Genomic DNA, 20,911 nt, shown 5'->3' on the forward strand with positions numbered 1-20,911 from the left:
ACGGGCGGCCGGCCCACCCGAGGAGGGGACCATGCTCCACCACCACGCCATCACCGTCCTGGCCGCCCTGCGCGCCCTCATCCACGACGACGTCCGCGACGAGCGCGGCGACGTCCCCGGCTGGGTGATGATCACCCTCATGTCCGCCGTGCTCGTGGCCGGCCTGCTGGCCCTCGCCCTGCCGGCGCTCGAGGGACTGTTCAACCAGGCCATCTCCCAGGTGTCCCAGGGCGGCTGAGCATGCCCCGGGGTGCTGCCCACGGCGCGCCGGCGCCCCGCGGCGGCCACGCGGGCGTCCCCTGGCGGGACGACCGGGGCGCCGCGGTGGCCGAGTCCACCATGGTGATGACCCTGGTCGTCCTGCTCTTCGCCGCGCTCCTCCAGGCCGGCGTCGTGATCCACACACGCAACGTGATGATCGACGCCGCCTCCGCCGGTGCCCGGTACGGGGCGCTCGCGGACCGGAACCCCGAGGACGGCGTCCAACGGGCCCGGGAGCTGCTCTCCACCGGTGTGCCCGGCCAGTCCGGGGCCGACGTCGCCGCCGAGCTCACCAGCCAGGACGGGGTCCCGGTCCTGCGCGTCACGGTCTCGAGCTCGCTGCCCGGCCTGGGGTTCCTGCCGGGCCCGATCCCCGTGGAGGTGAGCGGCCATGCGTTCCGTCAATGACGTCCGCGACGAGCGGGGAGCGGCCACGGTCGAATTCCTGGGCCTCACGCTCGTGGTGCTGATCCCCGTGGTGTACCTGATGATCTACGTCTCCCAGGTCCAGGCCGCGGCGTTCGCCTCGGTCGCCGCCGCGGACCAGGCCGTCAGGGCCGTGGTCGCCGAAGCTGATCGGCCGAGCGCAGGCGCCGCCCACGCCACCGTCGAGCTCACGCTCGCCGACTACGGCGTGGGCACCGGCCAGTACGACCTGACCGTCGGCTGCGACCAGGGCGGCTGTGGCACGCTCGAACCGGGCGAGGTCGTCGCGGTGCGGGTGGACGTGGCGGTCCCCGTGCCTCTCACGCCGGCAGCATGGTCGCTGACCCCCGTGACCGTGGGCTCCGACGCCCGACAGACGGTGCCGAGGTTCTGATGCGCCGCCCCCTCACCGCTCGCCTGGGTCGCGACGACGGGCAGACCACCGTCCTCACCGTCGGCCTGTGCGCCGTGCTCGTGGCCCTCATGCTGGTCATGCTCGCGGTCACCACCGTGCAGCTGCAGCACCGTCGCCTGCAGTCGCTCGCGGACTCGGCCGCCGTCGCCGGGGCAGAGGAGCTCGGCTTCCGGCTGGGGGAGGACCCGGGAGTCGTGCTCTCCGACGGCGACGTCGCCGCCTCCGCCAGCGCACACCTCGCAGCCGTCGGCGCCCGAGAGGCCGTGCCCGGGCTCGGTGGGATGAGCGCCCGCGTGGCTGAGGACGGCACCACCGTCGTCGTCACCCTCGACGCCCGGGCCGATCTGTTCGCCATGACCGGCCCGTTCGCGGGAACACTCCCCCTGTCGGTCCCCCTGGAGGCGACGGGCAGCAGTCGCACTAGCCTGGCCCGGTGATCCGCTTCCTCCACGGCATCGGTGGCCGACCCGCCCACTTCGAGCCCCTTGCCGACGCCCTCGGCGCCGCGGCCGACCTCGCCGCCTCGCCCGCCCTGCCCGGCCACCCGGGCCCGGATGCAGGCGGCCAGGACCGCCCCCGGGCCGCACGGCCGGCGACCGACGCGGACCCCGTCCGCGACGCCGCCCACACCTGGGCGGCGCAGGCCGGCCCCGTGCCGGGGCTGCTGATCGGCCACAGCACGGGCGGAGTCATCGCGCTGCGCGCCGTCGCCGACGGGCTGGTGCGACCCCGCGCCCTCGTGGTCATCGACTCGAACGTCCCGGTGACGGACACCGCCCTGGCCGCCCGGGCGGCGAAGGCCCGCCTCGCCGCCCGCCCGGACTGGCGGGGCGTGTTCCGCGCCTCGCTTGCGCGGGACCTCCTCGTCCCGGAGTCGTGGCACGAGCGGATCCTGGCTGACGTGGACGCCACGCCGGACCATCCGATGCGCGAGCTCTGGGCCGCCGTCCTCGCCGCGGACACCCGTGCCCTCTGGGCCGGCATCACCGTCCCGACGCTGTACGTGCGCAGCACCCGGGACGTCCACCAGCGGGACCTGGACGCGGTCACCGCGCACACCACCGTCGTCGACGTCGGCCCGGGCCACTGGCCGCACGTCGCCGAGCCCGAGGCCGTCGCGGCGGCCATCCGCCGCTGGCACACGACCGGCGTCCACCCCACGCGGTAGGCTGGCCGAATCATGGCTGACACTGACTTCTCCGCGGAGATCGACTCCCTGCGCCACACCCTGGCCTCCATCGAGCAGGTCTCGGACCTCGATCGCATCAAGGCGGACATCGCCGAACTGGAGCAGCAGGCCTCCGCACCGGACCTCTGGGACGACCCGGAGGAGGCCCAGAAGGTCACCTCCAAGCTCTCCCACCGTCAGACGGACCTCAAGCGCATCACCTCCCTGGAGAGCCGCATCGAGGATCTGGAGACCATGGTCGAGCTCGCCGCGGAGGAGGACGAGCCCTCCCTCCTGGAGGACGCGAACCAGGAGCTGACCTCCATCCGCAAGGCCCTGGAGGAACTCGAGGTCGTCACGCTGCTCAGCGGCGAGTACGACCAGCGCGACGCCGTCGTGACCATCCGCGCGGGCGCCGGCGGCGTGGACGCGGCCGACTTCGCCGAGACCCTCATGCGCATGTACCTGCGCTGGGCCGAGCAGCGCGGCTGGTCCACCAAGGTCATGGACACCTCCTACGCGGAGGAGGCCGGCCTGAAGTCCGTCACCTTCGAGGTCAACGCGCCCTTCGCGTTCGGCACCCTCTCCGTGGAGGCCGGCACGCACCGCCTCGTGCGCATCAGCCCCTTCGACAACCAGGGCCGCCGCCAGACGTCCTTCGCGGCGGTCGAGGTGGTGCCGCTGATCGAGTCGGACGACTCCATCGAGATCCCCGAGTCCGAGATCAAGGTGGACGTGTTCCGCTCCTCGGGCCCCGGCGGCCAGTCCGTGAACACCACGGACTCCGCCGTCCGCATGACGCACCTGCCCACCGGCATCGTCGTGTCCATGCAGAACGAGAAGTCGCAGATCCAGAACCGTGCCGCCGCCCTGCGTGTGCTCCAGTCCCGCCTGCTGCTGCTGCGCAAGGCCGAGGAGGACGCGAAGAAGAAGGAGATGGCCGGCGACGTCAAGGCGTCCTGGGGCGACCAGATGCGCTCCTACGTGCTGAACCCGTACCAGATGGTCAAGGACCTGCGCACGGGCCACGAGGAGGGCAACCCCTCCTCCGTGTTCGACGGCCACATCGACGATTTCGTGGACGCCGGGATCCGCTGGCGCGCCGAGCAGGTCAAGGCCGCCCAGGAGGACTGAGCCCCGCGGCGCGGCCCCGTCGCCTGGGCCACCACGACGCCGGCCCGCACCTCCGCAGCGAGGCGCGGGCCGGCGTCGTCGTTGAGGCCCCACAGGGGCCTCGGGCCTGGCCTGGGAGACCGGCCCGGTGGGATGCTCGACGCACCGGGGCGGGCGCCCCCGCGCGTCGGCCCGGCACCCGACTCCATCCCCACCCAGGAGGTCGACCAGCATGACCATGCGCGCCGCACGTTGGCACGGCAAGAAGGACATCCGCATCGAGGAGATCGCCTCGCCCACGGCCGGTCCGGGGCAGGTCCTCGTGGACGTCGCGTGGTGCGGCATCTGCGGCACGGACCTGCACGAGTACCTCGAGGGTCCGATCTTCATCCCGCCGGCCGGACACCCGCACCCGATCTCCGGTGACGCCGCCCCCGTCACGCTCGGCCACGAGATGTCCGGCACCGTCGCCGCCCTGGGCGAGGGCGTCACGGACCTCGAGGTCGGCCAGAAGGTCGTCGTGGAGCCGTACATCGTGCGCGAGGAGGACCAGGACCGACCGGACTACAACCTCGCGCCGGACATGAACTTCATCGGCCTGGGCGGCGACGGCGGCGGCCTGGCCGAGCAGATCGCGGTGCGGCGCCGCTGGGTCCACCCGGTGGCCGACTCCGTGCCTCTCGACCAGGCCGCCCTCATCGAGCCGCTCTCCGTGGCCCACCACGCGTGGGTGCGAGCCGGCTCTCCGACGTCGGGCGTGGCGCTGATCGGCGGCGCCGGCCCCATCGGCGCGCTCACTGCGGCCGTGCTCAAGGGCAAGGGCCTGACGGTGTACGTCTCCGAGCTCTCGGAGCTGCGGCGGCAGAAGGTGCTCGAGGCCGGCGTGGTGGACGAGGCCTTCGACCCGCGCGAGGTGGACGTGCCCGCCAAGATCCGCGAACTGCACGACGGCCAGGGCGCGGACGTGGGCTTCGAGTGCACCTCGGTGGACGTGGTGCTGGACATGCTGCTGGACGCGGTGCGTCCCGGCGGCGTGATCGTCAACGAGTCCATCTGGGGTCACGAGCCCGCCGTGGCCCTGCACAAGCTGGTGCTCAAGGAGATCGACCTGCGCGGCACGATCGCGTACGCGAACGACCACGCGGACACCATCCGCATGGTCGAGGACGGCGCCGTGGACCTCGCGCCGTTCATCACCGGCAAGATCGGCCTCGACGACCTGGTCGACCAGGGCTTCGAGACCCTCATCCACCACAACGAGACGGCCGTGAAGATCCTCGTCTCGCCGACCGGCCAGGGCCTCTGAGGCTCCGGCCCGACCCCCGGACGTCCCGACGACGGCCCGCGCCCGCAGCCGGCGGGTGCGGGCCGTCGGGTCCCTGCACTGCGGCGCGTCGTCACGGATGCGTCGTCGCCTGGCGCGCCTGTGACCGGGGTCATAGACTGCATTTGAGTGAATCGTGATGAACCGAGTTGAACGTTCCAGGAGGACCGCATGACCGCCGAGCTGCCCCAGCCTCAGCCCACCGACGCCGTGATCGTGGGCGGTGCCCGCACGCCCTTCACCCGACTGCTCTCGCAGCAGGCCGACCTGCGCGCCGTGGATCTGGGCGCCCACGCGATCACGCACGCGCTCGAGCGCGCCGGCGTGGCCCCCGAGGACGTGGACATGGTCTACATGGGTCAGGTCGTGCAGGCCGGCGCGGGGCAGAACCCGGCCCGCCAGTCCGCGCTCGCCGCGGGCATCCCGTGGAACGTCCCGGCCATGACGATCAACAAGGTGTGCCTGTCCGGCCTCACCGCCGTGATCGACGCCGCCCGTCTCGTCCGCCTCGGCGAGGCGGACGTGGTGGTGGCCGGCGGTCAGGAGTCCATGACCAACGCCCCGCACCTGCTGCCCGGCGCGCGCAAGGGCTTCAAGTACGGCCCGGCCACCATGCTCGACGCCGTCGCGTGGGACGGCCTCACCGACTCCCTGAGCCACGAGGCCATGGGCGAGCTGACCGAGTCCGGCAACGGCGAGCGGAACATCGCCCGTGCCGAGCAGGACGAGGTCGCCGCGGCGTCGCACCAGCGGGCCGCCCGGGCCCAGTCCGAGGGCGTCTTCGAGGGCGAGATCGCCCCGGTGGAGGTCCCGCAGCGCAAGGGCGACCCGCTGGTCGTCTCCCAGGACGAAGGGGTCCGACCGGACACGACCGCCGAGGCGCTGGGCGCCCTGCGCCCGGCGTTCGCGAAGGACGGCACGATCACGGCCGGCAACTCCTCGCCCCTGTCCGACGGCGCCGCCGCCCTCGTGGTGACCTCGCGTGCCTTCGCCGAGGAGAAGGGCCTGACGATCCTCGCCACGGTGGGCGCACCCGGCCAGACCGCCGGCCCGGACAGCTCGCAGCTGCACTCGCAGCCCTCCGACGCGATCAACGCCGCCGTGCGGAAGCAGGGCTGGGACGTGGCCGACCTCGACTTCATCGAGATCAACGAGGCGTTCGGCGCGGTGGCCGTGCAGTCCCTGCGCGACCTCGACTACCCGCACGAGAAGACCAACATCCACGGCGGCGCCATCGCCCTGGGCCACCCGATCGGCGCCTCCGGCGCCCGGCTGGCCCTGCACGCCGCCCTCGAGCTCGACCGGCGCGACGGCGGCCGCGCGGCCGTCTCGCTCTGCGGCGGCGGCGGCCAGGGCGAGGCCCTGATCCTCTTCCGCTGACGGACCGCCCCTGACAGAAAGGACCCTGGACATGGCTCTCGACAAGACCGTGGCCACGCCCGCCGAGGCGGTGGCGGACGTGTCGGACGGCGCGTCCCTGGCCGTCGGCGGCTTCGGACTCGTCGGCAATCCCGTGCAGCTCATCGAGGCCCTGCTCGAGCAGGGCGCCACGGACCTGTCCGTCGTCTCCAACAACTGCGGCGTGGACGGCTGGGGCCTGGGCATCCTGCTCGGCGCGCGCCGGCTGCGGAAGATGACCTCCTCCTACGTGGGGGAGAACAAGGAGTTCGCCCGCCAGTACCTCGAGGGCGAGCTCGAGGTGGAGCTCGTCCCGCAGGGCACCCTCGCGGAGAAGCTCCGCGCCGGAGGCGCCGGCATCCCGGCGTTCTACACCCGCTCCGGCGTCGGCACCCAGGTGGCCGAAGGCGGCCTGCCCATGCGCTACGACGCGGACGGCACCGTGGTGAAGTCCTCGCAAGCCAAGCCCACGGACACGTTCGTGCTCGGCGAGGGCTACCTGAGCCAGACCCCGGACGAGCCCGAGACCTATGTGCTCGAACGGTCCATCGTCACCGACTTCTCCCTCGTGCACGCCTGGAAGGGCGACCGCCACGGCAACCTCGTGTTCCGCAAGGCCACCCGCCAGTTCGGCCCGCCCGCGGCCATGGCCGGCCGGGTGTGCATCGCCCAGGTGGAGGAGCTCGTCGAGCCCGGCGAGATCGACCCGGATGACGTGCACCTGCCCGGCATCTTCGTGCACCGGATCGTGGAGGTCGGCACGGACATCGAGAAGCGGATCGAGAAGCGCACCGTGCGCGCATCGGGGGAGGAGCAGGCATGAGCGAGCAGACCACCGAGCGTCCCCAAGGCCTGAGTCGTGACCAGATGGCCACCCGCGCCGCCCAGGAGCTGCCGGACGGCGCCTACGTCAACCTCGGCATCGGCATGCCCACGCTGATCCCCAACCACATCCCCGCCGGGCGGTCCGTGGTGCTGCAGTCCGAGAACGGCATCCTCGGCACGGGCCCGTACCCCACGGAGGACGCCGTGGACCCCGACCTGATCAACGCGGGCAAGGAGACCGTCACCGTGAACCCGGGGGCGTCCTTCTTCGACTCCGCGCTGAGCTTCGGCATGATCCGCGGCGGCAGGATCGACGTCGCCGTCCTGGGCGGCATGGAGGTCTCCGCCGCGGGCGACCTGGCCAACTGGATGGTGCCCGGCAAGATGGTCAAGGGCATGGGCGGTGCGATGGACCTCGTCCACGGCGCCGGCCGCGTGATCGTCATGATGGACCACGTGTCCAAGGACGGGACCCCCAAGATCGTCGACCAGTGCACCCTGCCGCTGACCGGCTGCGCCGTCGTCGACCGCATCATCACGGACCTGGCCGTGATCGACGTCGTCGGCACCCCGGAACAGCCCCGCCTGGCGCTCGTGGAGACCGCGCCCGGCGTCACCGAGGAGCAGGTCCGCGCGCTCACCGGCGCGCCGCTGGACTGAGCCGACGACGCCGCCCCGCGGCCCCGGCGCACCGCCTCGGCGGGCATCGGACCGGCACGGGATAGACTGGACGGCCGCGCCCTGATCGGGGCGCGGCCGTCGCCGTGGACGCTGGAAGGACGTGAGGCCATGGGCAAGAACAGCAAGGGCAAGGCCACCAAGCAGCCGGCCCCCGGCGAGCGCCAGGTGATCGCCAACAACAAGAAGGCGCGCCACGACTACACCATCCTCGACACGTACGAGGCCGGCATGGTGCTCACCGGCACCGAGGTGAAGTCGCTGCGCGAGGGCAAGGCCTCGCTCGTGGATGGCTTCGCGGTCTTCTACCGGGACGAGCTGTGGCTCGAGCAGGTCTACATCCCGGAGTACCTCAACGGCTCGTGGACCAACCACGCCGCCCGCCGGCGCCGCAAGCTGCTGCTGCACCGCGCCGAGCTGACGAAGATCTCCCGGCAGATCCAGGACCCGGGCCTGACCATCGTGCCGCTGTCCCTGTACTTCCTGAACGGGCGCGTGAAGGTGGAGATCGGCGTCGCGCGCGGCAACCGCGAGTACGACAAGCGGCACAAGCTGCGCGAGCAGCAGGACAACCGCGAGGCCCAGCGGGCCATGCGGATGCGCAACCGGCGCGCCGGCGTGGCCTGAGCGCGGCGGGCCCCTTGGGAATGCTCGGGGGGCGTGCTACGTTGTATCTCTCGCAGGCCCGGTTTCAGGACCGGCGGGCTCCGTGCCCTCCGTCTGCAGTGGTGATTGACAACCTCATAGAGGAGTCGCCCCCCCCCTGGGGCCGATCGGTTTCGACGGTGTGTGTCGCGTCGGGAGAAGCGGGCCGAGGATGCAGAGTCATCTCGTCAAACGCTCTCTGCAAACCAATAAGTGCCGAATCCAAGCGCACTGACTTCGCTCTCGCTGCCTGATCAGTGATCGAGTCCGTCACCCCGAGGTCGCTGTCGCCTCGGATCGTGGCGTCAGCTAGATAGCCACTGGGCGTCACCCTCGCCGGGGGTCGTGACGCCGACATCAATCCGGCTGGGTCCGGGTTGGCCGCCCGTCTGCGGGACGGCCAGGACCGAGCAACACCCACAGCAGACTGCGCCCGGAGAAGACCCGGCAACACCTCATCGGACGCGGGTTCAATTCCCGCCGGCTCCACTCACCACAACGGGAAGGCCCCGGAATCGTCACGATTCCGGGGCCTTCGTCGTGTCTGCGCCCAGTGTGCGGCGGCCCGCCCCTCAGCCGGCCAGGACCGCGTGCAGGCCCAGGCCGGCGCCCCAGCCGACGACGACGGCCACCAGCCCCAGCCCCAGATGCGCGGCCCACAGGCGGGCGGCCGCGCCCCATCGACGGGCGAGCACGGCGTCGGCGGCCTCCGCGGCCACGGTGGACCACGTCCCCAGGGCGAGGCAGAACCCGGACACCACGGCGGACACCGCCGCGACGAGCATGAGCCCCTGCCCGTCGCCCCAGCCCCCGGACGCGTCCACCAGCTCCGGCACGGCCAGGCCGACGGTGGCGCCGAGGAGCAGGGCTGCCGTCGTGTTGGCGGTGAGCAGACCCCGGGGGCCGAGCCGGTCGGTCAGGCGCCCGCGCGCCAGGGCGCCGAGCGCCCCGCCCGCGGCGAGGCAGGCCAGGAGGGCCACCTGGAAGAGAGCGAAGACCTCGTATCCCGCGCCGCTCATGCGTCCTCCTCCGAACGATCCGTCCCGACCACACGCGACCCCGGGGCGCCCCCGGCGCGCAGGCCGAGCACGGCCGCCGCCGTCGAGAGCGCAGCCATCAGCGCGAGCACCAGCAACACCGATGCCGCCGCGGTGAGGATGCCACCCGCCCCGGACGCCGCGGCGCCCAGCCGCACCGGCCACAGCACCAGGGCGACGGCGCTGGAGATGGTGGTGACCGCACCGAGGAAGCCGGTTCCCAGCCCCGCCACCAGGCGGGGACGCCAGTCCGGCCCGCGGCGTCGCGAGGCCGCCCACAGCAGGCCGAGCAGGAACGAGCCGAGCACGTTCACCACGAACAGCGGCAGGGCCTGGACGAGCACGTCGACCGCCCCGAACGCGGCGCCGAACGTGCCGCGGAAGTTGGGCGCCCCGGCCAGCGCGGTCACCGCGTTCATCACCCCCGCACCGCATAGCACGCCCGCGGCACCGCCGAGGGCCACCGCACCCGCAGTGCCGGGCCGGCGATCTTTCCCGCGCCCGCCCCTCCGGTCGGCCGTCGTCTCCCCCCGTGCGGCCATCAGGCGCCGTCCTCGGTCTCGTCACCCGTGCGCAGGCGGGCGAGGACGTCGTCGTGGAGCAGGCCGTTCGTGGCCAGCGCGTGCCCGCCGAACGGGCCGTCCTCGCCGTCCAGCGAGGTGAAGCGGCCGCCGGCCTCGCGCACGATCGGCACCAGGGCGGCCATGTCATGCAGCTCGAGCTCGGGCTCGGCCGCGATGTCCACGGCGCCCTCGGCGACGAGCATGTAGGACCAGAAGTCGCCGAAGCCGCGCACGCGCCACACGTCCGAGGTGAGCTGCAGGAACGCGCGGATCGAGCCGCGTTCGCGCCAGCCCTCGATCGAGGAGAAGGACAGCGACGCGTCCTCGACCCGATCCACGCCGGACACGGTGATCCGCTGAGCACGCGTGAGAGAGGTGCCCGCGAAGGCGCCCTGGCCGGCCGCGGCCCACCAGCGACGGTGCAGGGCGGGGGCGGAGACGACGCCGACGACGGGCTCGCCGTCGATCAGCAGCGCGATGAGGGTGGCCCACACGGGCACGCCGCGCACGAAGTTCTTGGTGCCGTCGATGGGGTCGACCACCCACTGCCGGCCGGAGCGGCTCAGAGACCCGCCGAACTCCTCACCCACGATGCCGTCGCGCGCCCGGGCACGGGACAGGGTCGAGCGGATGGACTCCTCGGCGGCGCGGTCCGCATCCGTGACAGGGGTGAGATCCGGCTTGGTGCTGACCTCGAGGTCCTGGGCCTTGAACCGGGACATCGTGATCGAGTCCACGTTGTCCGCCAGCATGTGGGCCAGCCGCAGGTCCTCCGTGAGGTCGCGGCCGCGGGTCGCAGAGTTCTCAGGTCGCTCCATGCCGCCCACGCTATACCGCGCGGGCCGCCTCAGTCCTCGGACGACGCCGCGTCCTCCGCCCCCGAGGGGGCCAGGCGGTTGCCGAGCAGACGGCGCAGCGAGGCCAGGCGTGCCGTTCCCGAGGGGCCGGCGTGGCCCGCGGCCACCCATGCGTCCAGGCCGCAGCCGGGGGAGTCGGCGGTGTGGGTGCAGCCGCGCGGGCAGTCCGCCAGTCCGCCGGCGAGGTCGTCGAACGCCTCCACCACGCGGTCCGGCTCGACCCAGCCCAGCCCGAAGGACCGGATGCCGGGGGTGTCCACCACCCAGGTGTCCGGCAGGGGGGTGCCGTCGTCGCCCGTCAGCGGCAGCGCGAGCGCGGACGAGGAGGTGTGTCGGCCTCGGCCGGTCACGGCGTTGACGTGGCCGGTGGCCCGCTCCGCGCCGGTGAGCGCGTTCAGGAGCGTGGACTTGCCGACGCCTGAGGGCCCCACGAACGCGCTGGTGTGCCCGATCAGCCGCTCGGCCACCCGAGCCACGAGCGAGGCGTCCAGGGCGGTGTCCCCGGTCTCGGCCTCGAAGGTCGCCGCACCGGAGGTCATCACCTCCAGGTCCAGCGCCTCGTAGTGCGCCACCAGCGCGTCCGGATCACGCAGGTCGGTCTTCGTGATGAGCAGCACCGGGTGGATGCCGGCGTCGTAGCAGGCGACGAGGGCGCGGTCGATGAAGCCGGTCCGGGGTTCCGGATTGGCCGCGGCCACCATGATCACCAGCAGGTCGGCGTTGGCCACCACCACCCGCTCGACCTCGTCCGAGTCGTCCGCCGACCGGCGCAGGACCGTGCTGCGCTCCTCGACACGGATGATGCGCGCGAGCGTGCCCTCGTCCCCGGAGAGGTCCCCGACGACGGCCACCCGGTCGCCCGTGGCGATCGGCGTGCGGCGCAGCTCGCGGGCGCGCATCGCCGTGATCCGCTCGTCCAGGCGCTCGGGCAGCACCACGGCGTACCGGCCGCGGTCCACGGTGGTCACCATGCCGACCTGCGCGTCCTCGTGCTTGGGCCGCTCCTTGGTGCGCGGGCGGGTGCCGCGCTTGGACGGGCGCACCCGGACATCGGACTCGTCCCACGCCGAGGGATCGAGGCGCCGGGCCATCAGCGGGCCTCCTCGGCCGCGTCGCCGGGTGCCACGAGCGCGGTCCACAGTGCGGGGAAGTCCGGCATCGTCTTCGCGGTGGTCGCCACGTCCACGATGCCGGTCCCCGGCACGCGCAGGCCGACGACGGCGGCGAAGGTCGCCATCCGGTGGTCGTGGTAGGTCTCGAGGGCGGCGGGCGACAGCGGCCCCGACGCGTCCGTGCCCGGGAAGCCGAGCGACGTCTCTCCCTCGTCCACGGTGATCCCCAGGCGGGCGGCCTCGGCGGTGAGCGCGGCGAGCCGGTCCGTCTCATGACCCCGCAGATGGCCGATCCCCGTCAGGCGGGTGGGCCCGGAGGCCAGCAGGGCGAGCGCGGCCGCGGTGGGGGCGAGCTCGGCCGTGTCCGCGATCTCACCGGCGCCGGTGATGCGGGGCGCGCCGTCGTCCTGGACCGCCCCGGTCACCGTGAGCCGGCCGCGGGAGCGGTCCGTGCGGTCGACCGTGAGGGCCACGCTCGCCCCGAACTGCGGCAGGATCCGCCGCCAGCGGTCGCCGATCTGCGTCGTGCGGGTCGGCCAGTCCGGCACCGTCACGGAGCCGCCCGTGGCCACGGCGGCGGCCAGGAAGGGGCCCGCGTTGGACAGGTCCGGCTCGACGGCCGCCTCGTGCCCCGGGATGCGCCCCGGGGCCACGGTCCACGCCCCGGGACCCGTCTCGGCGACGTCCACCTCGAGCGCGCGCAGCACCCCGGCGGTCATCGCGACGTGCTCCGGACTCGGCACGGTCTCCCCGGTGTGCCGCAGCCGGAGACCGCGCGGCATCCCCGCGGCCGCCAGCAGTGCGGCGGACAGGAACTGGGAGGAGCCGGAGGCGTCGACCGCGACCTCCGGCACGTCGCCGTCGGGGGCCACCGTGGCCGCGTCCGCGCGGGTCGTCATCGTGAAGGGCAGGCGCCCGGGCTCGCCCTCCTCGACGACGGCCACCCCGAGCTGGCGCAGCGCGTCCAGGACCGGGGCCATCGGGCGCAGGCGCGCGCCGGCGTCGCCGTCGAAGCGGACGCGGCCGGGCCGCAGCGCGGCGACGAACGGGACGAAGCGCATGACCGTCCCCGCCAGTCCGCAGTCCACGGCGACATCCCCGGCCAGCGGCTCGCCGACCGGCATCGGATGCACGCGCAGGCCGCCGTCGGACAGGGGCTCGAACCGGGCCCCGAGCGCGGTGAGCGCCGTGCGCATCAGTGCCGTGTCCCGTGACGCGAGGACGCCGTGCAGGATGCAGGGGCCGTCGGCGAGGGCGGCGAGCACGAGGTGCCGATTCGTCAGCGACTTCGATCCCGGCAGCCGCACGTCTCCGCGCACCGGGCCGCGCGCCACGGGCGCGGGCCAGGTCTCGGCGGCGTCGGGACGGGGGGCGGGAGAGTGCGCGGCGGCACGCGTGGGGCGGGTCACCGGACCAGCCTATCGGGCGTCTGTCGGCCGGGGTCGGCCTGTCTCGGGGGAATACCTGGAACGCTGCTGGCGCTCCACTGGGCGACCCTGCACCCGTGACGGCGCACCGGTCCCGCTCGCCGAGGACCGCAGCCGGAGAGGAGCCCCGCATGAGCGCCGCCCTGCTGACGCGTCCCTCCCAAACCCAAACCGTAGACTGGCCCGCGATGAGCACTGACAACAGCCGGCCGGAATTCGCCCGGCCCGAGGACGCCCCCGAGCACGACCGCGCCGACATCGACGTCGCCGCCGAGTCCGAACAGCAGCGCCGTGCCCGGTTCGAGCGTGACGCCCTCGAGTTCGTGGACCAGTTGTACTCCGCTGCGCTGCGCATGACGCGCAACCCGCAGGATGCCGAGGACCTGGTCCAGGAGGCGTACACGAAGGCCTACTCCTCGTTCCACCAGTACCGGCCCGGCACCAACCTCAAGGCCTGGCTCTACCGGATCCTCACGAACACGTACATCAACCTCTACCGCAAGCGGCAGCGCCAGCCCCTCGAGGCGGACAACCCCGAGGTGGAGGACTGGCAGATGGCCCGGGCCGCCGAGCACACCTCCGGTGGCCTGCGCTCCGCCGAGACGGAGGCCCTCGACCGGCTCCCCGACTCCCAGGTGAAGGACGCCCTGCAGGCGATCCCGGAAGAGTTCCGACTCGCCGTGTACTTCGCGGACGTGGAGGGCTTCGCCTACAAGGAGATCGCCGAGATCCTCGACGTGCCGATCGGCACCGTCATGTCGCGGCTGCACCGGGGCCGCAAGCAGCTGCGCGAGCGTCTCGCGGACTACGCGGCCGCGCGCGGCATCAAGGCCCAGCCGAAGAAGAAGACCGGGCGCGGCGGCACGAAGCAGACCGAGACGAGCACGAAGGAGGCCACGCGATGACCGCGGACCAGCACGGCAATGAGTGCCGCGACGCCCAGGACGCCTCCCTGGAGCGGCTGTACCAGTACCTGGACGGTGCCCTGACGCCCGAGGACATCGAGCAGGTGCGCGCCCACGTGGCGGACTGTCCGGACTGCCGGCACCAGAAGGAGCTCGAGGAGCTCATCCGCTCGGCGGTGCGTCGGTGCTGCCAGGAGAAGGCGCCCGCGCAGCTGCGGGCCACCATCATGACCCGCATCACCCAGGTCTCGACGACGACCGTCACCTGGGGCTGACACCGCGACATGCGGACCCGAGGGCACCCGATCGGGCGCCCCGACGATGACGAAGGGCCGTCCCCTGAGGGGACGGCCCTTCGTGGTCTGCGGTCGCCGGGTGGCACCCGGCCGGTCCGCGACGCCGATCAGCGGATCAGGCGTTGGGACGCTTGCCGTGATTGGCGCCGCTCCTGCGGCGGTCGCGACGCTTGCGTGCACGCTTGCTCATGACGTCTCCCTTCAACGAGTCGGTCGGTGGTCCATTCTGTCACATCACGCCGTGGGCTCAGGCAGACCGAGCCACTGGTACCAGCCCCGGTGCAGCACGAGCCACGCGATGAGCCCGTGGCCCGCCTGGCCCGGCCGGCCCTGGCCGGAGGCGAGGTCCGAGCGCCACTGCTCGTGGCCCACCAGCGGGGTGAACGTGTCCACGTACACGTGGTTGCGCCGGTCGGCCACATCCAGGTAGGCGGCGTTGAGCTCGGCGAGCCGGGCATTGCGCTGCTCGTCCAGGGTGGGCGTGGGGCCCACCACGAGCACCGGGATGTTCCGCTGCGAGGCGGTGTCCAGGACGTTGGCCAGGTTCAGCCGCGAACGGGCGGTCGAGGTGGCCTCCAGGTCCAGGTCCGCGTCGGACAGGGCCACGACGAGGCGGTTCTCCGTCTCCTCGGAGAAACGCCGCGAGGCCTCGCCCCACCAGCGCTCGTTGAGGTCCTCGGTGGTCTCGTGCGGCACGGCCAGCACGTAGTTCTCCAGCTCCACGTCGGGGGCCTGGGTGCGGGCGAGCACGCGGCCCCACCAGCCGATGGCGCGGGCGTCGCCCGCACCGGCCAGCAGCTGCTCGCCGACGGCGGCGATCCGGATCCGGCGGTTGTGCACAGTGTGTCCTTTCGTCGGCCGATCCGGCGCCGCCGCCGCACCGGAGGGTGCGGCGGCGGCGCAGGCTCGGTCCGGGTCAGCGGCCGAAGGCGGCGTCCAGCAGCGTGCCGAGCTCCTGGTCGTGGCGGCCCTTGGTGCCCGCGGAGGTCGCGGCCGAGGCCGGGCGGGACACGAGGGTCACGGGGCGGTCGAGCTGCGGCACGAGGTTCAGTGCCATGAACGGCCACGGGCCCTGGTTCGCGGGCTCGTCCTGCACCCACGCGACGTCGGCGTCCGGGTAGGCGCGGAGCGCCGTGCGGATCTCGTCGAGCGGCAGCGGGTAGAGCTGCTCCACCCGCACGATCGCGGTGGAGGTGTCGCCGGACTTCTCGCGGCGGGCGAGCAGGTCGTAGTACAGCCGGCCGGAGACCAGCAGCACGCGCGTGACGTCCTTGGCGTCCACCCCGGCGTCCGGGATGACCGGCTGGAAGCGGCCCTCGGTGAAGTCCTCCACCGAGTTCGCGGCGGCCTTGAGGCGCAGCAGCTGCTTCGGGGTGAACACGATGAGGGGCCGACGCGGGCGGGCGTAGGCATGCTCGCGCAGCAGGTGGAAGTGGTTCGCGCCCGTGGAGGGGTTGACCACGCGCATGTTGTCCTCGGCGCACATCTGCAGGAAGCGCTCGATGCGGGCGGAGGAGTGGTCCGGCCCCTGTCCCTCGTAGCCGTGGGGGAGGAGCAGGACCACGGACGAGGTCTGCGACCACTTCTGATCGGCCGAGGAGATGAACTCGTCGATAATCGTCTGCGCGCCGTTCACGAAGTCGCCGAACTGGGCCTCCCACAGCACGAGGGCGTCGGAGCGCTCCACGGAGTAGCCGTACTCGAAGCCGAGGGCGGCGTACTCGGACAGCAGCGAGTTGTAGACCCAGAACTTCGCCTGGTCCTCGGAGAGGTGCTTCAGCGGCGCCCACGTCTCGCCGGTGATCCGGTCGTGGAACACCGAGTGGCGCTGCGTGAAGGTGCCGCGCTGGGAGTCCTGGCCCGCCAGGCGGACCGGCACGCCCTCCACGAGCAGCGAGCCGAAGGCCGCCAGCTCGGCGAAGCCCCAGTCGATGCCACCGTCGACGGCCATCTTGGCGCGGCGCTCGAGCAGGGCCGCGAGCTTCGGGTGGACCGTGAAGCCCTCGGGCACGTCGATGTGCGCCTGCCCGATGGCCCGCAGCGTCTCGGCCGAGATGGCCGTGGATGCCGGCGCCTCCGGGACCGCGTCCCGGTCCTCGGCCGGGCGGATGCCCTCGCCGCCGGAGGTGGGCGCGTCTTCGTGGGTCTCCGCGAAGACCCGCTCGAGCTGCTGCTGGTAGTCCTTCAGGGCGGTGTCCGCCTCCTCCTGCGTGATGTCGCCGCGGCCCACGAGGGACTCGACGTACAGCTTGCGGGTGGAGCGCTTCTGCTCGATGAGGTTGTACATGCGCGGCTGCGTCATCGACGGGTCGTCGCCCTCGTTGTGGCCGCGGCGGCGGTAGCAGACGAGGTCGATGACGACGTCCTTGTTGAACCGCTGGCGGTACTCGAAGGCGAGCTGGGCCACGTGCATCACGGACTCCGGCTCATCGCCGTTGACGTGGAAGATCGGGGCCTGGATGGTCTTGGCCACGTCGGTGGAGTACACCGCGGAGCGTGCCTGGGTCGGCGGCGTGGTGAAGCCCACCTGGTTGTTCACGATCACGTGGATCGTGCCGCCGGTGCGGTAGCCGGGCAGCTGCGAGAGCTGCAGCACCTCGGTCACGACCCCCTGGCCGGCGAAGGCCGCGTCGCCGTGCACCAGGATCGGCAGCACGGAGAAGGAGTCGGGGCGCTGACCGCCCAGGTCGAGGCGGTCCTGCTTGGCACGCACGACGCCCTCGAGGACCGGGTCCACGGCCTCCAGGTGCGAGGGGTTGGCGGCGAGGTACACGCGGGTGCTGTTGCCGGCGTCGGACACGAAGGTGCCCTCGGTGCCCATGTGGTACTTCACGTCGCCCGAGCCCGAGGCGCCGCCCGGGGTGGCCCCCTCGAACTCGCGGAAGACCTGGCTGTAGGTCTTGCCGGCGATGTTGGTCAGCACGTTCAGGCGACCGCGGTGCGCCATGCCGATGGCGACCTCGTCCAGCCCGGCGTCGGCGGCGTCGCCGAGGATGCCGTCCAGCAGCGGGATGAGGGACTCGCCGCCCTCCAGGGAGAAGCGCTTCTGGCCGATGTACTTGGTCTGCAGGAACGTCTCGAACGCCTCCGCTGCGTTGAGGCGGCCCAGGATGCGCAGCTGCTCCTCGCGGGTGGGCTTGGCGTACGGCTGCTCGAGCTTCTCCTGGAACCAGGCGCGCTCGGCCGGGTCCTGGATGTGCATGTACTCGACGCCGATGGTGCGGCAGTACGCGTCACGCAGCACGCCGAGGATCTTGCGCAGCGTCAGGCTGCTCGCCCCGCCGAAGCCGCCGGTGGGCCACTTGCGGTCCAGGTCCCACAGGGTCAGCCCGTGCTCGCGGATGTCGAGGTCCGGGTGGTAGGCCATCGAGTACTCGAGCGGGTCCACGTTGGCCAGCAGGTGGCCGCGGTCCCGGTACGCGTGGATGAGCTGCTGGATGCGGGCGACCTTGCCGATCTGCTCCTCCGGGTTCACCTGCACGTCCTGGGCCCAGCGGACGGGCTCGTAGGGGATGCGCAGGGAGTGGAAGACCTCGTCGTAGAAGCCGTCCTCGCCCAGCAGGAGGCCGTGCACGATCTTCAGGAACTCGCCGGAGCCGGCGCCCTGGATCACGCGGTGGTCGTACGTGGAGGTCAGCGTGATCGTCTTGGAGATCGCCAGGTCGTGCAGCGTGGACTCGGCGGCGCCCTGGAAGGCGGCCGGATAGGTCAGCGCGCCGACGCCGATGATGGCGGCCTGGCCCTGGGACAGGCGGGGCACCGAGTGCACGGTGCCGATGCCGCCCGGGTTGGTCAGGGAGACCGTGGTGCCGGCGTAGTCGTCCATCGTCAGCTTGTTCTTGCGGGCGCGCTGGACGAGGTCGTCGTACGCCTTCCAGAAGCCGCGGAAGTCGAGGGTCTCGGCGGCCTTGACGTTGGGGACCACGAGCGCGCGGGTGCCGTCCGGGCGGGGCAGGTCGATGGCGAGGCCGAAGTTCACGTGGGCCGGCTCCACCATGGTGGGCTTGCCGTCGCGCTCCTCGTAGGTCACGTTCATCGAGGGCATGGCCGCGAGCGCGCGGACCACGGCGTAGCCGATGAGGTGGGTGAAGGAGACCTTGCCGCCGCGGGTGCGGGCCAGGTGGCTGTTGATGACCACGCGGTTGTCGATCAGCACCTTGGCCGACAGGTCGCGCACGGTGGTGGCGGTGGGCATGGACAGGGAGGCGTCCATGTTCGTGGCCACGGCCTTGGCCATGCCCTTGAGGACGGTGGCCTTCTCCTGCTTCTCGTCCGCGGTGGTGGCGGTGGTGTCGGCAGGCTCGGAGGGCACGGCCTGGGCCGCCGGGGTCTTCTTGGGCTTGGGGCCGGTGCTGACCGAGGTCTCCTTGGGCTGCGCGCCCCGGGCCGGGGCGGTCGCCGCCTTCGGCTCGGTCACCTTGGTGGAGGCCTTCGGCTCGGTCACCTTGGTGGAGGCCTTCGGCTCGGTCACCTTGGCGGAGGCCTTCGGCTCGGTCTGGGCGGAGGCCTTCGGCTCGGCCTCGGCGGGCGCGCTGGCCTCAAGACGGGCGAAGATCTGTGCCCACTGCCGGTCCACGGAACCGGAGTCCTCGCGGTACTTCCGGTAGATCTCGGCCACGAGCCGTTCGTTCCCCGGGAACTCCTGTGCGAGCCGGTCCGACGTGAGTTCTGGCACTGTGTAACGCCTCTTCCTGAGCCTTGGGATGCGATGTGCTGCGCCGGGCCACCCGCGCGGTGCGCGTGGGGCCGGGAACGCCTCGAGACATCATAGTTCTTCGACGCCCCCGGCTGGAATGCCGCGGCCTCGGCTCGACTCCGCTCCCGGCGGACGCGCGGGGGGCTCTCGGCGTCCACCGCGTCTGGGAGACTGACGCCATGCGCTTCCTCACCGACCCGGCCGTCGACCTCACGTACAACGACGTCTTCCTCGTGCCCTCGCACTCGGACGTCGCCAGTCGCATGGACGTGGACATCGCCCCGGATGACGGCACGGGCGCCACCATCCCCCTGGTCTCCGCCAACATGACCGCCGTCACCGGGCGCCGGATGGTCGAGACCATGGCCCGGCGCGGCGGTCTCGGGATCCTGCCGCAGGACATCCCGGCGGACGTCATCCGGGACGTCGTGCGTCGGGTGAAGGCAGCCCACCCCGTGGCGGACACCGCCCTGACCGTCGGGCCGCAGGACACGGTGCTGGACCTGCTCCACCTCGTGGACCGCCGCAACCACGGGGCCGTCTGCGTGGTGGACGCGCACGGCGAGCTGCTCGGCGTGGTCCGCCCCCAGGACTGCGAGGGCGTGGACCGCTTCGCCTCGGCCGCCTCCGTCATGCACCCACCGGCGGTGACCCTCACGCTCGCCGAGCTCGGCGGCGCGGACGGGGCCCCGGACAAGGACGCGCTGCGGGCGGCCTTCGAGCGCCTGCACGCCGCGCGCCAGGAGATGGCCCCCGTCGTGGACCCGGCGGAGGGCACCGCCGCACCCATGCTGCGCGGGGTCGTCACCGCGGCGGGCCTGCTGCGCTCGTCTGTGTTCACGCCCGGTCTGGACGACGACGGACGGCTCCGCGTCGGCGCCGCCGTCGGCATCAACGGGGCGGTGGGGGAGAAGGCGGCCGCCCTGGTCGAGGCCGGCGTCGACGTGCTCGTCGTGGACACCGCGCACGGTCATCAGAAGACCATGCTGGACGCGCTCGCCGCCGTGCGGGCCCTCGACCCCGGCGTGCCCGTGGTGGCCGGCAACGTCGTCTCCGGCGACGGCGTCCGGGACCTGGTCGCGGCCGGCGCGGACATCGTGAAGGTGGGCGTGGGCCCGGGTGCGATGTGCACCACGCGCATGCAGACCGCGGTGGGCCGGCCGCAGTTCTCGGCGGTCCTGGAGTGCGCCGTCGCGGCCCGCGAGCTGGGGGCACGCGTGTGGGCGGACGGCGGGGTGAAGCACCCGCGGGACGTGGCGCTCGCGCTGGCCGCCGGAGCCAGCTCGGTGATGATCGGCTCGTGGTTCGCGGGGACGCTCGAGTCTCCGGGCGACCTCGTGCACGGCCCGGACGGTCGGCGGTACAAGGAGAGCTTCGGCATGGCCTCGGCTCGCGCGGTCCAGCACCGCACCCGCCACGAGGACGCCTTCACCAAGGCCCGCAAGGCGATGTTCGAGGAGGGCATCTCGTCCTCACGCATGTACGTGGACCCGCGCCGCCCCTCGGTGGAGGACCTCCTGGACACCATCACGTCCGGCGTGCGCTCGTCGCTGACCTACGCCGGCGCCCACGACCTGGCGCAGTTCCGTGAGCGCGCCGTCGTCGGCCTGCAGTCCGCGGCGGGCTACGAGGAGGGCCGGCCGGTCGGCTCGTCGTGGTGAGGCGGCCGCTTTCCCCGGCTCGTTCCGTCGGGGCCTGACGCCCCTATACTGGGCGGACTATGGATCACCCTGACACCTGTGTGCCAGACCGCCCGTCCGCCCAC

22 protein-coding genes and 1 other RNA gene are annotated in these 20,911 nt (G+C 72.7%); 15 read left to right on the top strand and 8 right to left on the bottom strand.

Annotation, left to right across the window (positions count from 1 at the left end; all coding sequences use genetic code 11):
- Positions 1-31: 31 nt before the first annotated feature.
- The 12 genes from J1M44_RS06745 to ssrA all read left to right on the top strand — a co-directional run bounded on the left by J1M44_RS06745 (position 32) and on the right by ssrA (position 8,745).
- On the top strand, positions 32-238 hold the full coding sequence (locus tag J1M44_RS06745) for a hypothetical protein (RefSeq protein ID WP_004167681.1): 207 nt from the start codon (positions 32-34) through the stop codon (positions 236-238).
- 2 nt (positions 239-240) lie between these two features.
- Positions 241-669: a TadE/TadG family type IV pilus assembly protein gene (locus J1M44_RS06750; protein ID WP_049160008.1), complete on the top strand. Its 429-nt coding sequence runs from the start codon at positions 241-243 to the stop codon at positions 667-669.
- Positions 653-1,081, top strand: coding sequence for a TadE/TadG family type IV pilus assembly protein (locus J1M44_RS06755; protein ID WP_004167679.1), 429 nt, complete (start codon positions 653-655; stop codon positions 1,079-1,081). Before J1M44_RS06750 ends, J1M44_RS06755 begins: the two co-directional genes overlap by 17 nt.
- The gene (locus J1M44_RS06760; RefSeq protein WP_004167678.1) at positions 1,081-1,539 is read left to right on the top strand and encodes a pilus assembly protein TadG-related protein; all 459 of its coding nucleotides are present in this window, start codon (positions 1,081-1,083) and stop codon (positions 1,537-1,539) included. Before J1M44_RS06755 ends, J1M44_RS06760 begins: the two co-directional genes overlap by 1 nt.
- Complete coding sequence (locus J1M44_RS06765) at positions 1,536-2,270, top strand: alpha/beta fold hydrolase (RefSeq protein ID WP_049160010.1); 735 nt, start codon at positions 1,536-1,538, stop codon at positions 2,268-2,270. Before J1M44_RS06760 ends, J1M44_RS06765 begins: the two co-directional genes overlap by 4 nt.
- A 12-nt stretch (positions 2,271-2,282) precedes the next feature.
- On the top strand, positions 2,283-3,404 hold the full coding sequence (gene prfB, locus J1M44_RS06770) for a peptide chain release factor 2 (RefSeq protein WP_004167676.1): 1,122 nt from the start codon (positions 2,283-2,285) through the stop codon (positions 3,402-3,404).
- A gap of 217 nt (positions 3,405-3,621) precedes the next feature.
- Positions 3,622-4,689: a 2,3-butanediol dehydrogenase gene (locus J1M44_RS06775; protein WP_036335021.1), complete on the top strand. Its 1,068-nt coding sequence runs from the start codon at positions 3,622-3,624 to the stop codon at positions 4,687-4,689.
- Between the two features lie 189 nt (positions 4,690-4,878).
- A complete protein-coding gene (locus J1M44_RS06780; RefSeq protein WP_004167672.1) occupies positions 4,879-6,087 on the top strand; it encodes an acetyl-CoA C-acetyltransferase in 1,209 nt (402 codons plus the stop codon).
- A 31-nt stretch (positions 6,088-6,118) separates the two neighbouring features.
- Positions 6,119-6,928, top strand: coding sequence for a CoA transferase subunit A (locus J1M44_RS06785; RefSeq protein ID WP_004167671.1), 810 nt, complete (start codon positions 6,119-6,121; stop codon positions 6,926-6,928).
- Positions 6,925-7,590: a CoA transferase subunit B gene (locus J1M44_RS06790; RefSeq protein WP_206480790.1), complete on the top strand. Its 666-nt coding sequence runs from the start codon at positions 6,925-6,927 to the stop codon at positions 7,588-7,590. The genes J1M44_RS06785 and J1M44_RS06790 overlap by 4 nt, the downstream gene beginning before the upstream one ends.
- Positions 7,591-7,719: 129 nt before the next feature.
- Positions 7,720-8,235 carry an SsrA-binding protein SmpB gene (gene smpB, locus J1M44_RS06795; RefSeq protein WP_004167668.1) on the top strand — a complete coding sequence of 172 codons (516 nt, stop codon included), beginning with the start codon at positions 7,720-7,722 and terminating at the stop codon, positions 8,233-8,235.
- 138 nt (positions 8,236-8,373) lie between these two features.
- Positions 8,374-8,745, top strand: a transfer-messenger RNA (tmRNA) gene (gene ssrA / locus J1M44_RS06800).
- A gap of 80 nt (positions 8,746-8,825) precedes the next feature.
- Here the strand turns inward: ssrA and J1M44_RS06805 are convergent.
- The 5 genes from J1M44_RS06805 to aroA all read right to left on the bottom strand — a co-directional run bounded on the left by J1M44_RS06805 (position 8,826) and on the right by aroA (position 13,231).
- The gene (locus J1M44_RS06805) at positions 8,826-9,272 is read right to left on the bottom strand and encodes a CrcB family protein (protein ID WP_145031980.1); all 447 of its coding nucleotides are present in this window, start codon (positions 9,270-9,272) and stop codon (positions 8,826-8,828) included.
- The gene (locus tag J1M44_RS06810; RefSeq protein ID WP_144786225.1) at positions 9,269-9,754 is read right to left on the bottom strand and encodes a CrcB family protein; all 486 of its coding nucleotides are present in this window, start codon (positions 9,752-9,754) and stop codon (positions 9,269-9,271) included. The genes J1M44_RS06805 and J1M44_RS06810 overlap by 4 nt, the downstream gene beginning before the upstream one ends.
- 77 nt (positions 9,755-9,831) lie before the next feature.
- On the bottom strand, positions 9,832-10,671 hold the full coding sequence (gene hisN, locus J1M44_RS06815) for a histidinol-phosphatase (RefSeq protein ID WP_115165185.1): 840 nt from the start codon (positions 10,669-10,671) through the stop codon (positions 9,832-9,834).
- A gap of 29 nt (positions 10,672-10,700) precedes the next feature.
- Positions 10,701-11,801 (bottom strand): ribosome small subunit-dependent GTPase A, encoded by a 1,101-nt coding sequence (gene rsgA, locus J1M44_RS06820; protein ID WP_206480791.1) that lies wholly within the window; start codon positions 11,799-11,801, stop codon positions 10,701-10,703.
- A complete protein-coding gene (gene aroA, locus J1M44_RS06825; RefSeq protein WP_144824239.1) occupies positions 11,801-13,231 on the bottom strand; it encodes a 3-phosphoshikimate 1-carboxyvinyltransferase in 1,431 nt (476 codons plus the stop codon). The genes rsgA and aroA overlap by 1 nt, the downstream gene beginning before the upstream one ends.
- 206 nt (positions 13,232-13,437) lie before the next feature.
- On the opposite strand from aroA, the gene J1M44_RS06830 reads away from it, so the two are divergent.
- Positions 13,438-14,154, top strand: coding sequence for a sigma-70 family RNA polymerase sigma factor (locus J1M44_RS06830; protein ID WP_036314006.1), 717 nt, complete (start codon positions 13,438-13,440; stop codon positions 14,152-14,154).
- Complete coding sequence (gene rsrA / locus J1M44_RS06835) at positions 14,151-14,429, top strand: mycothiol system anti-sigma-R factor (protein WP_060774639.1); 279 nt, start codon at positions 14,151-14,153, stop codon at positions 14,427-14,429. The genes J1M44_RS06830 and rsrA overlap by 4 nt, the downstream gene beginning before the upstream one ends.
- Before the next feature lie 136 nt (positions 14,430-14,565).
- Here rsrA and J1M44_RS12015 read toward each other — a convergent pair whose 3' ends face one another.
- The 3 genes from J1M44_RS12015 to J1M44_RS06845 form a co-directional block, all read right to left on the bottom strand.
- Positions 14,566-14,640 (bottom strand): 50S ribosomal protein bL37, encoded by a 75-nt coding sequence (locus tag J1M44_RS12015; protein WP_100069119.1) that lies wholly within the window; start codon positions 14,638-14,640, stop codon positions 14,566-14,568.
- 44 nt (positions 14,641-14,684) lie between these two features.
- Positions 14,685-15,290 (bottom strand): GDSL-type esterase/lipase family protein, encoded by a 606-nt coding sequence (locus tag J1M44_RS06840; RefSeq protein WP_144824240.1) that lies wholly within the window; start codon positions 15,288-15,290, stop codon positions 14,685-14,687.
- Positions 15,291-15,366: 76 nt separating this feature from the next.
- Positions 15,367-19,125 carry a multifunctional oxoglutarate decarboxylase/oxoglutarate dehydrogenase thiamine pyrophosphate-binding subunit/dihydrolipoyllysine-residue succinyltransferase subunit gene (locus J1M44_RS06845; RefSeq protein WP_206480792.1) on the bottom strand — a complete coding sequence of 1,253 codons (3,759 nt, stop codon included), beginning with the start codon at positions 19,123-19,125 and terminating at the stop codon, positions 15,367-15,369.
- Between the two features lie 200 nt (positions 19,126-19,325).
- Between J1M44_RS06845 and guaB1 the strand changes: the two genes are divergently transcribed.
- Positions 19,326-20,807, top strand: a complete 1,482-nt coding sequence (gene guaB1, locus J1M44_RS06850; protein ID WP_004167657.1) for a GMP reductase — start codon at positions 19,326-19,328, stop codon at positions 20,805-20,807.
- Positions 20,808-20,911 lie beyond the last annotated feature (104 nt).

It is taken from the genome of Micrococcus sp. KRD128 (assembly GCF_017168395.1).
GTDB classification, from domain to species: Bacteria; Actinomycetota; Actinomycetes; order Actinomycetales; family Micrococcaceae; genus Micrococcus; species Micrococcus luteus.

Bases quoted from the DNA above. Each gene is read 5' to 3' on its own strand.
- J1M44_RS06750 (WP_049160008.1), top strand. From the start codon at position 241: ATGCCCCGGGGTGCTGCCCACGGCGCGCCGGCGCCCCGCGGCGGCCAC.
- smpB (WP_004167668.1), top strand. From the start codon at position 7,720: ATGGGCAAGAACAGCAAGGGCAAGGCCACCAAGCAGCCGGCCCCCGGC.
- J1M44_RS06780 (WP_004167672.1), top strand. From the start codon at position 4,879: ATGACCGCCGAGCTGCCCCAGCCTCAGCCCACCGACGCCGTGATCGTG.
- hisN (WP_115165185.1), bottom strand. From the start codon at position 10,671: ATGGAGCGACCTGAGAACTCTGCGACCCGCGGCCGCGACCTCACGGAG.
- guaB1 (WP_004167657.1), top strand. From the start codon at position 19,326: ATGCGCTTCCTCACCGACCCGGCCGTCGACCTCACGTACAACGACGTC.
- J1M44_RS06790 (WP_206480790.1), top strand. From the start codon at position 6,925: ATGAGCGAGCAGACCACCGAGCGTCCCCAAGGCCTGAGTCGTGACCAG.
- rsrA (WP_060774639.1), top strand. From the start codon at position 14,151: ATGACCGCGGACCAGCACGGCAATGAGTGCCGCGACGCCCAGGACGCC.
- J1M44_RS06755 (WP_004167679.1), top strand. From the start codon at position 653: ATGCGTTCCGTCAATGACGTCCGCGACGAGCGGGGAGCGGCCACGGTC.
- J1M44_RS06760 (WP_004167678.1), top strand. From the start codon at position 1,081: ATGCGCCGCCCCCTCACCGCTCGCCTGGGTCGCGACGACGGGCAGACC.
- J1M44_RS06785 (WP_004167671.1), top strand. From the start codon at position 6,119: ATGGCTCTCGACAAGACCGTGGCCACGCCCGCCGAGGCGGTGGCGGAC.
- J1M44_RS06805 (WP_145031980.1), bottom strand. From the start codon at position 9,272: ATGAGCGGCGCGGGATACGAGGTCTTCGCTCTCTTCCAGGTGGCCCTC.
- prfB (WP_004167676.1), top strand. From the start codon at position 2,283: ATGGCTGACACTGACTTCTCCGCGGAGATCGACTCCCTGCGCCACACC.
- rsgA (WP_206480791.1), bottom strand. From the start codon at position 11,801: ATGGCCCGGCGCCTCGATCCCTCGGCGTGGGACGAGTCCGATGTCCGG.
- J1M44_RS06745 (WP_004167681.1), top strand. From the start codon at position 32: ATGCTCCACCACCACGCCATCACCGTCCTGGCCGCCCTGCGCGCCCTC.
- J1M44_RS06775 (WP_036335021.1), top strand. From the start codon at position 3,622: ATGCGCGCCGCACGTTGGCACGGCAAGAAGGACATCCGCATCGAGGAG.
- J1M44_RS06830 (WP_036314006.1), top strand. From the start codon at position 13,438: ATGAGCACTGACAACAGCCGGCCGGAATTCGCCCGGCCCGAGGACGCC.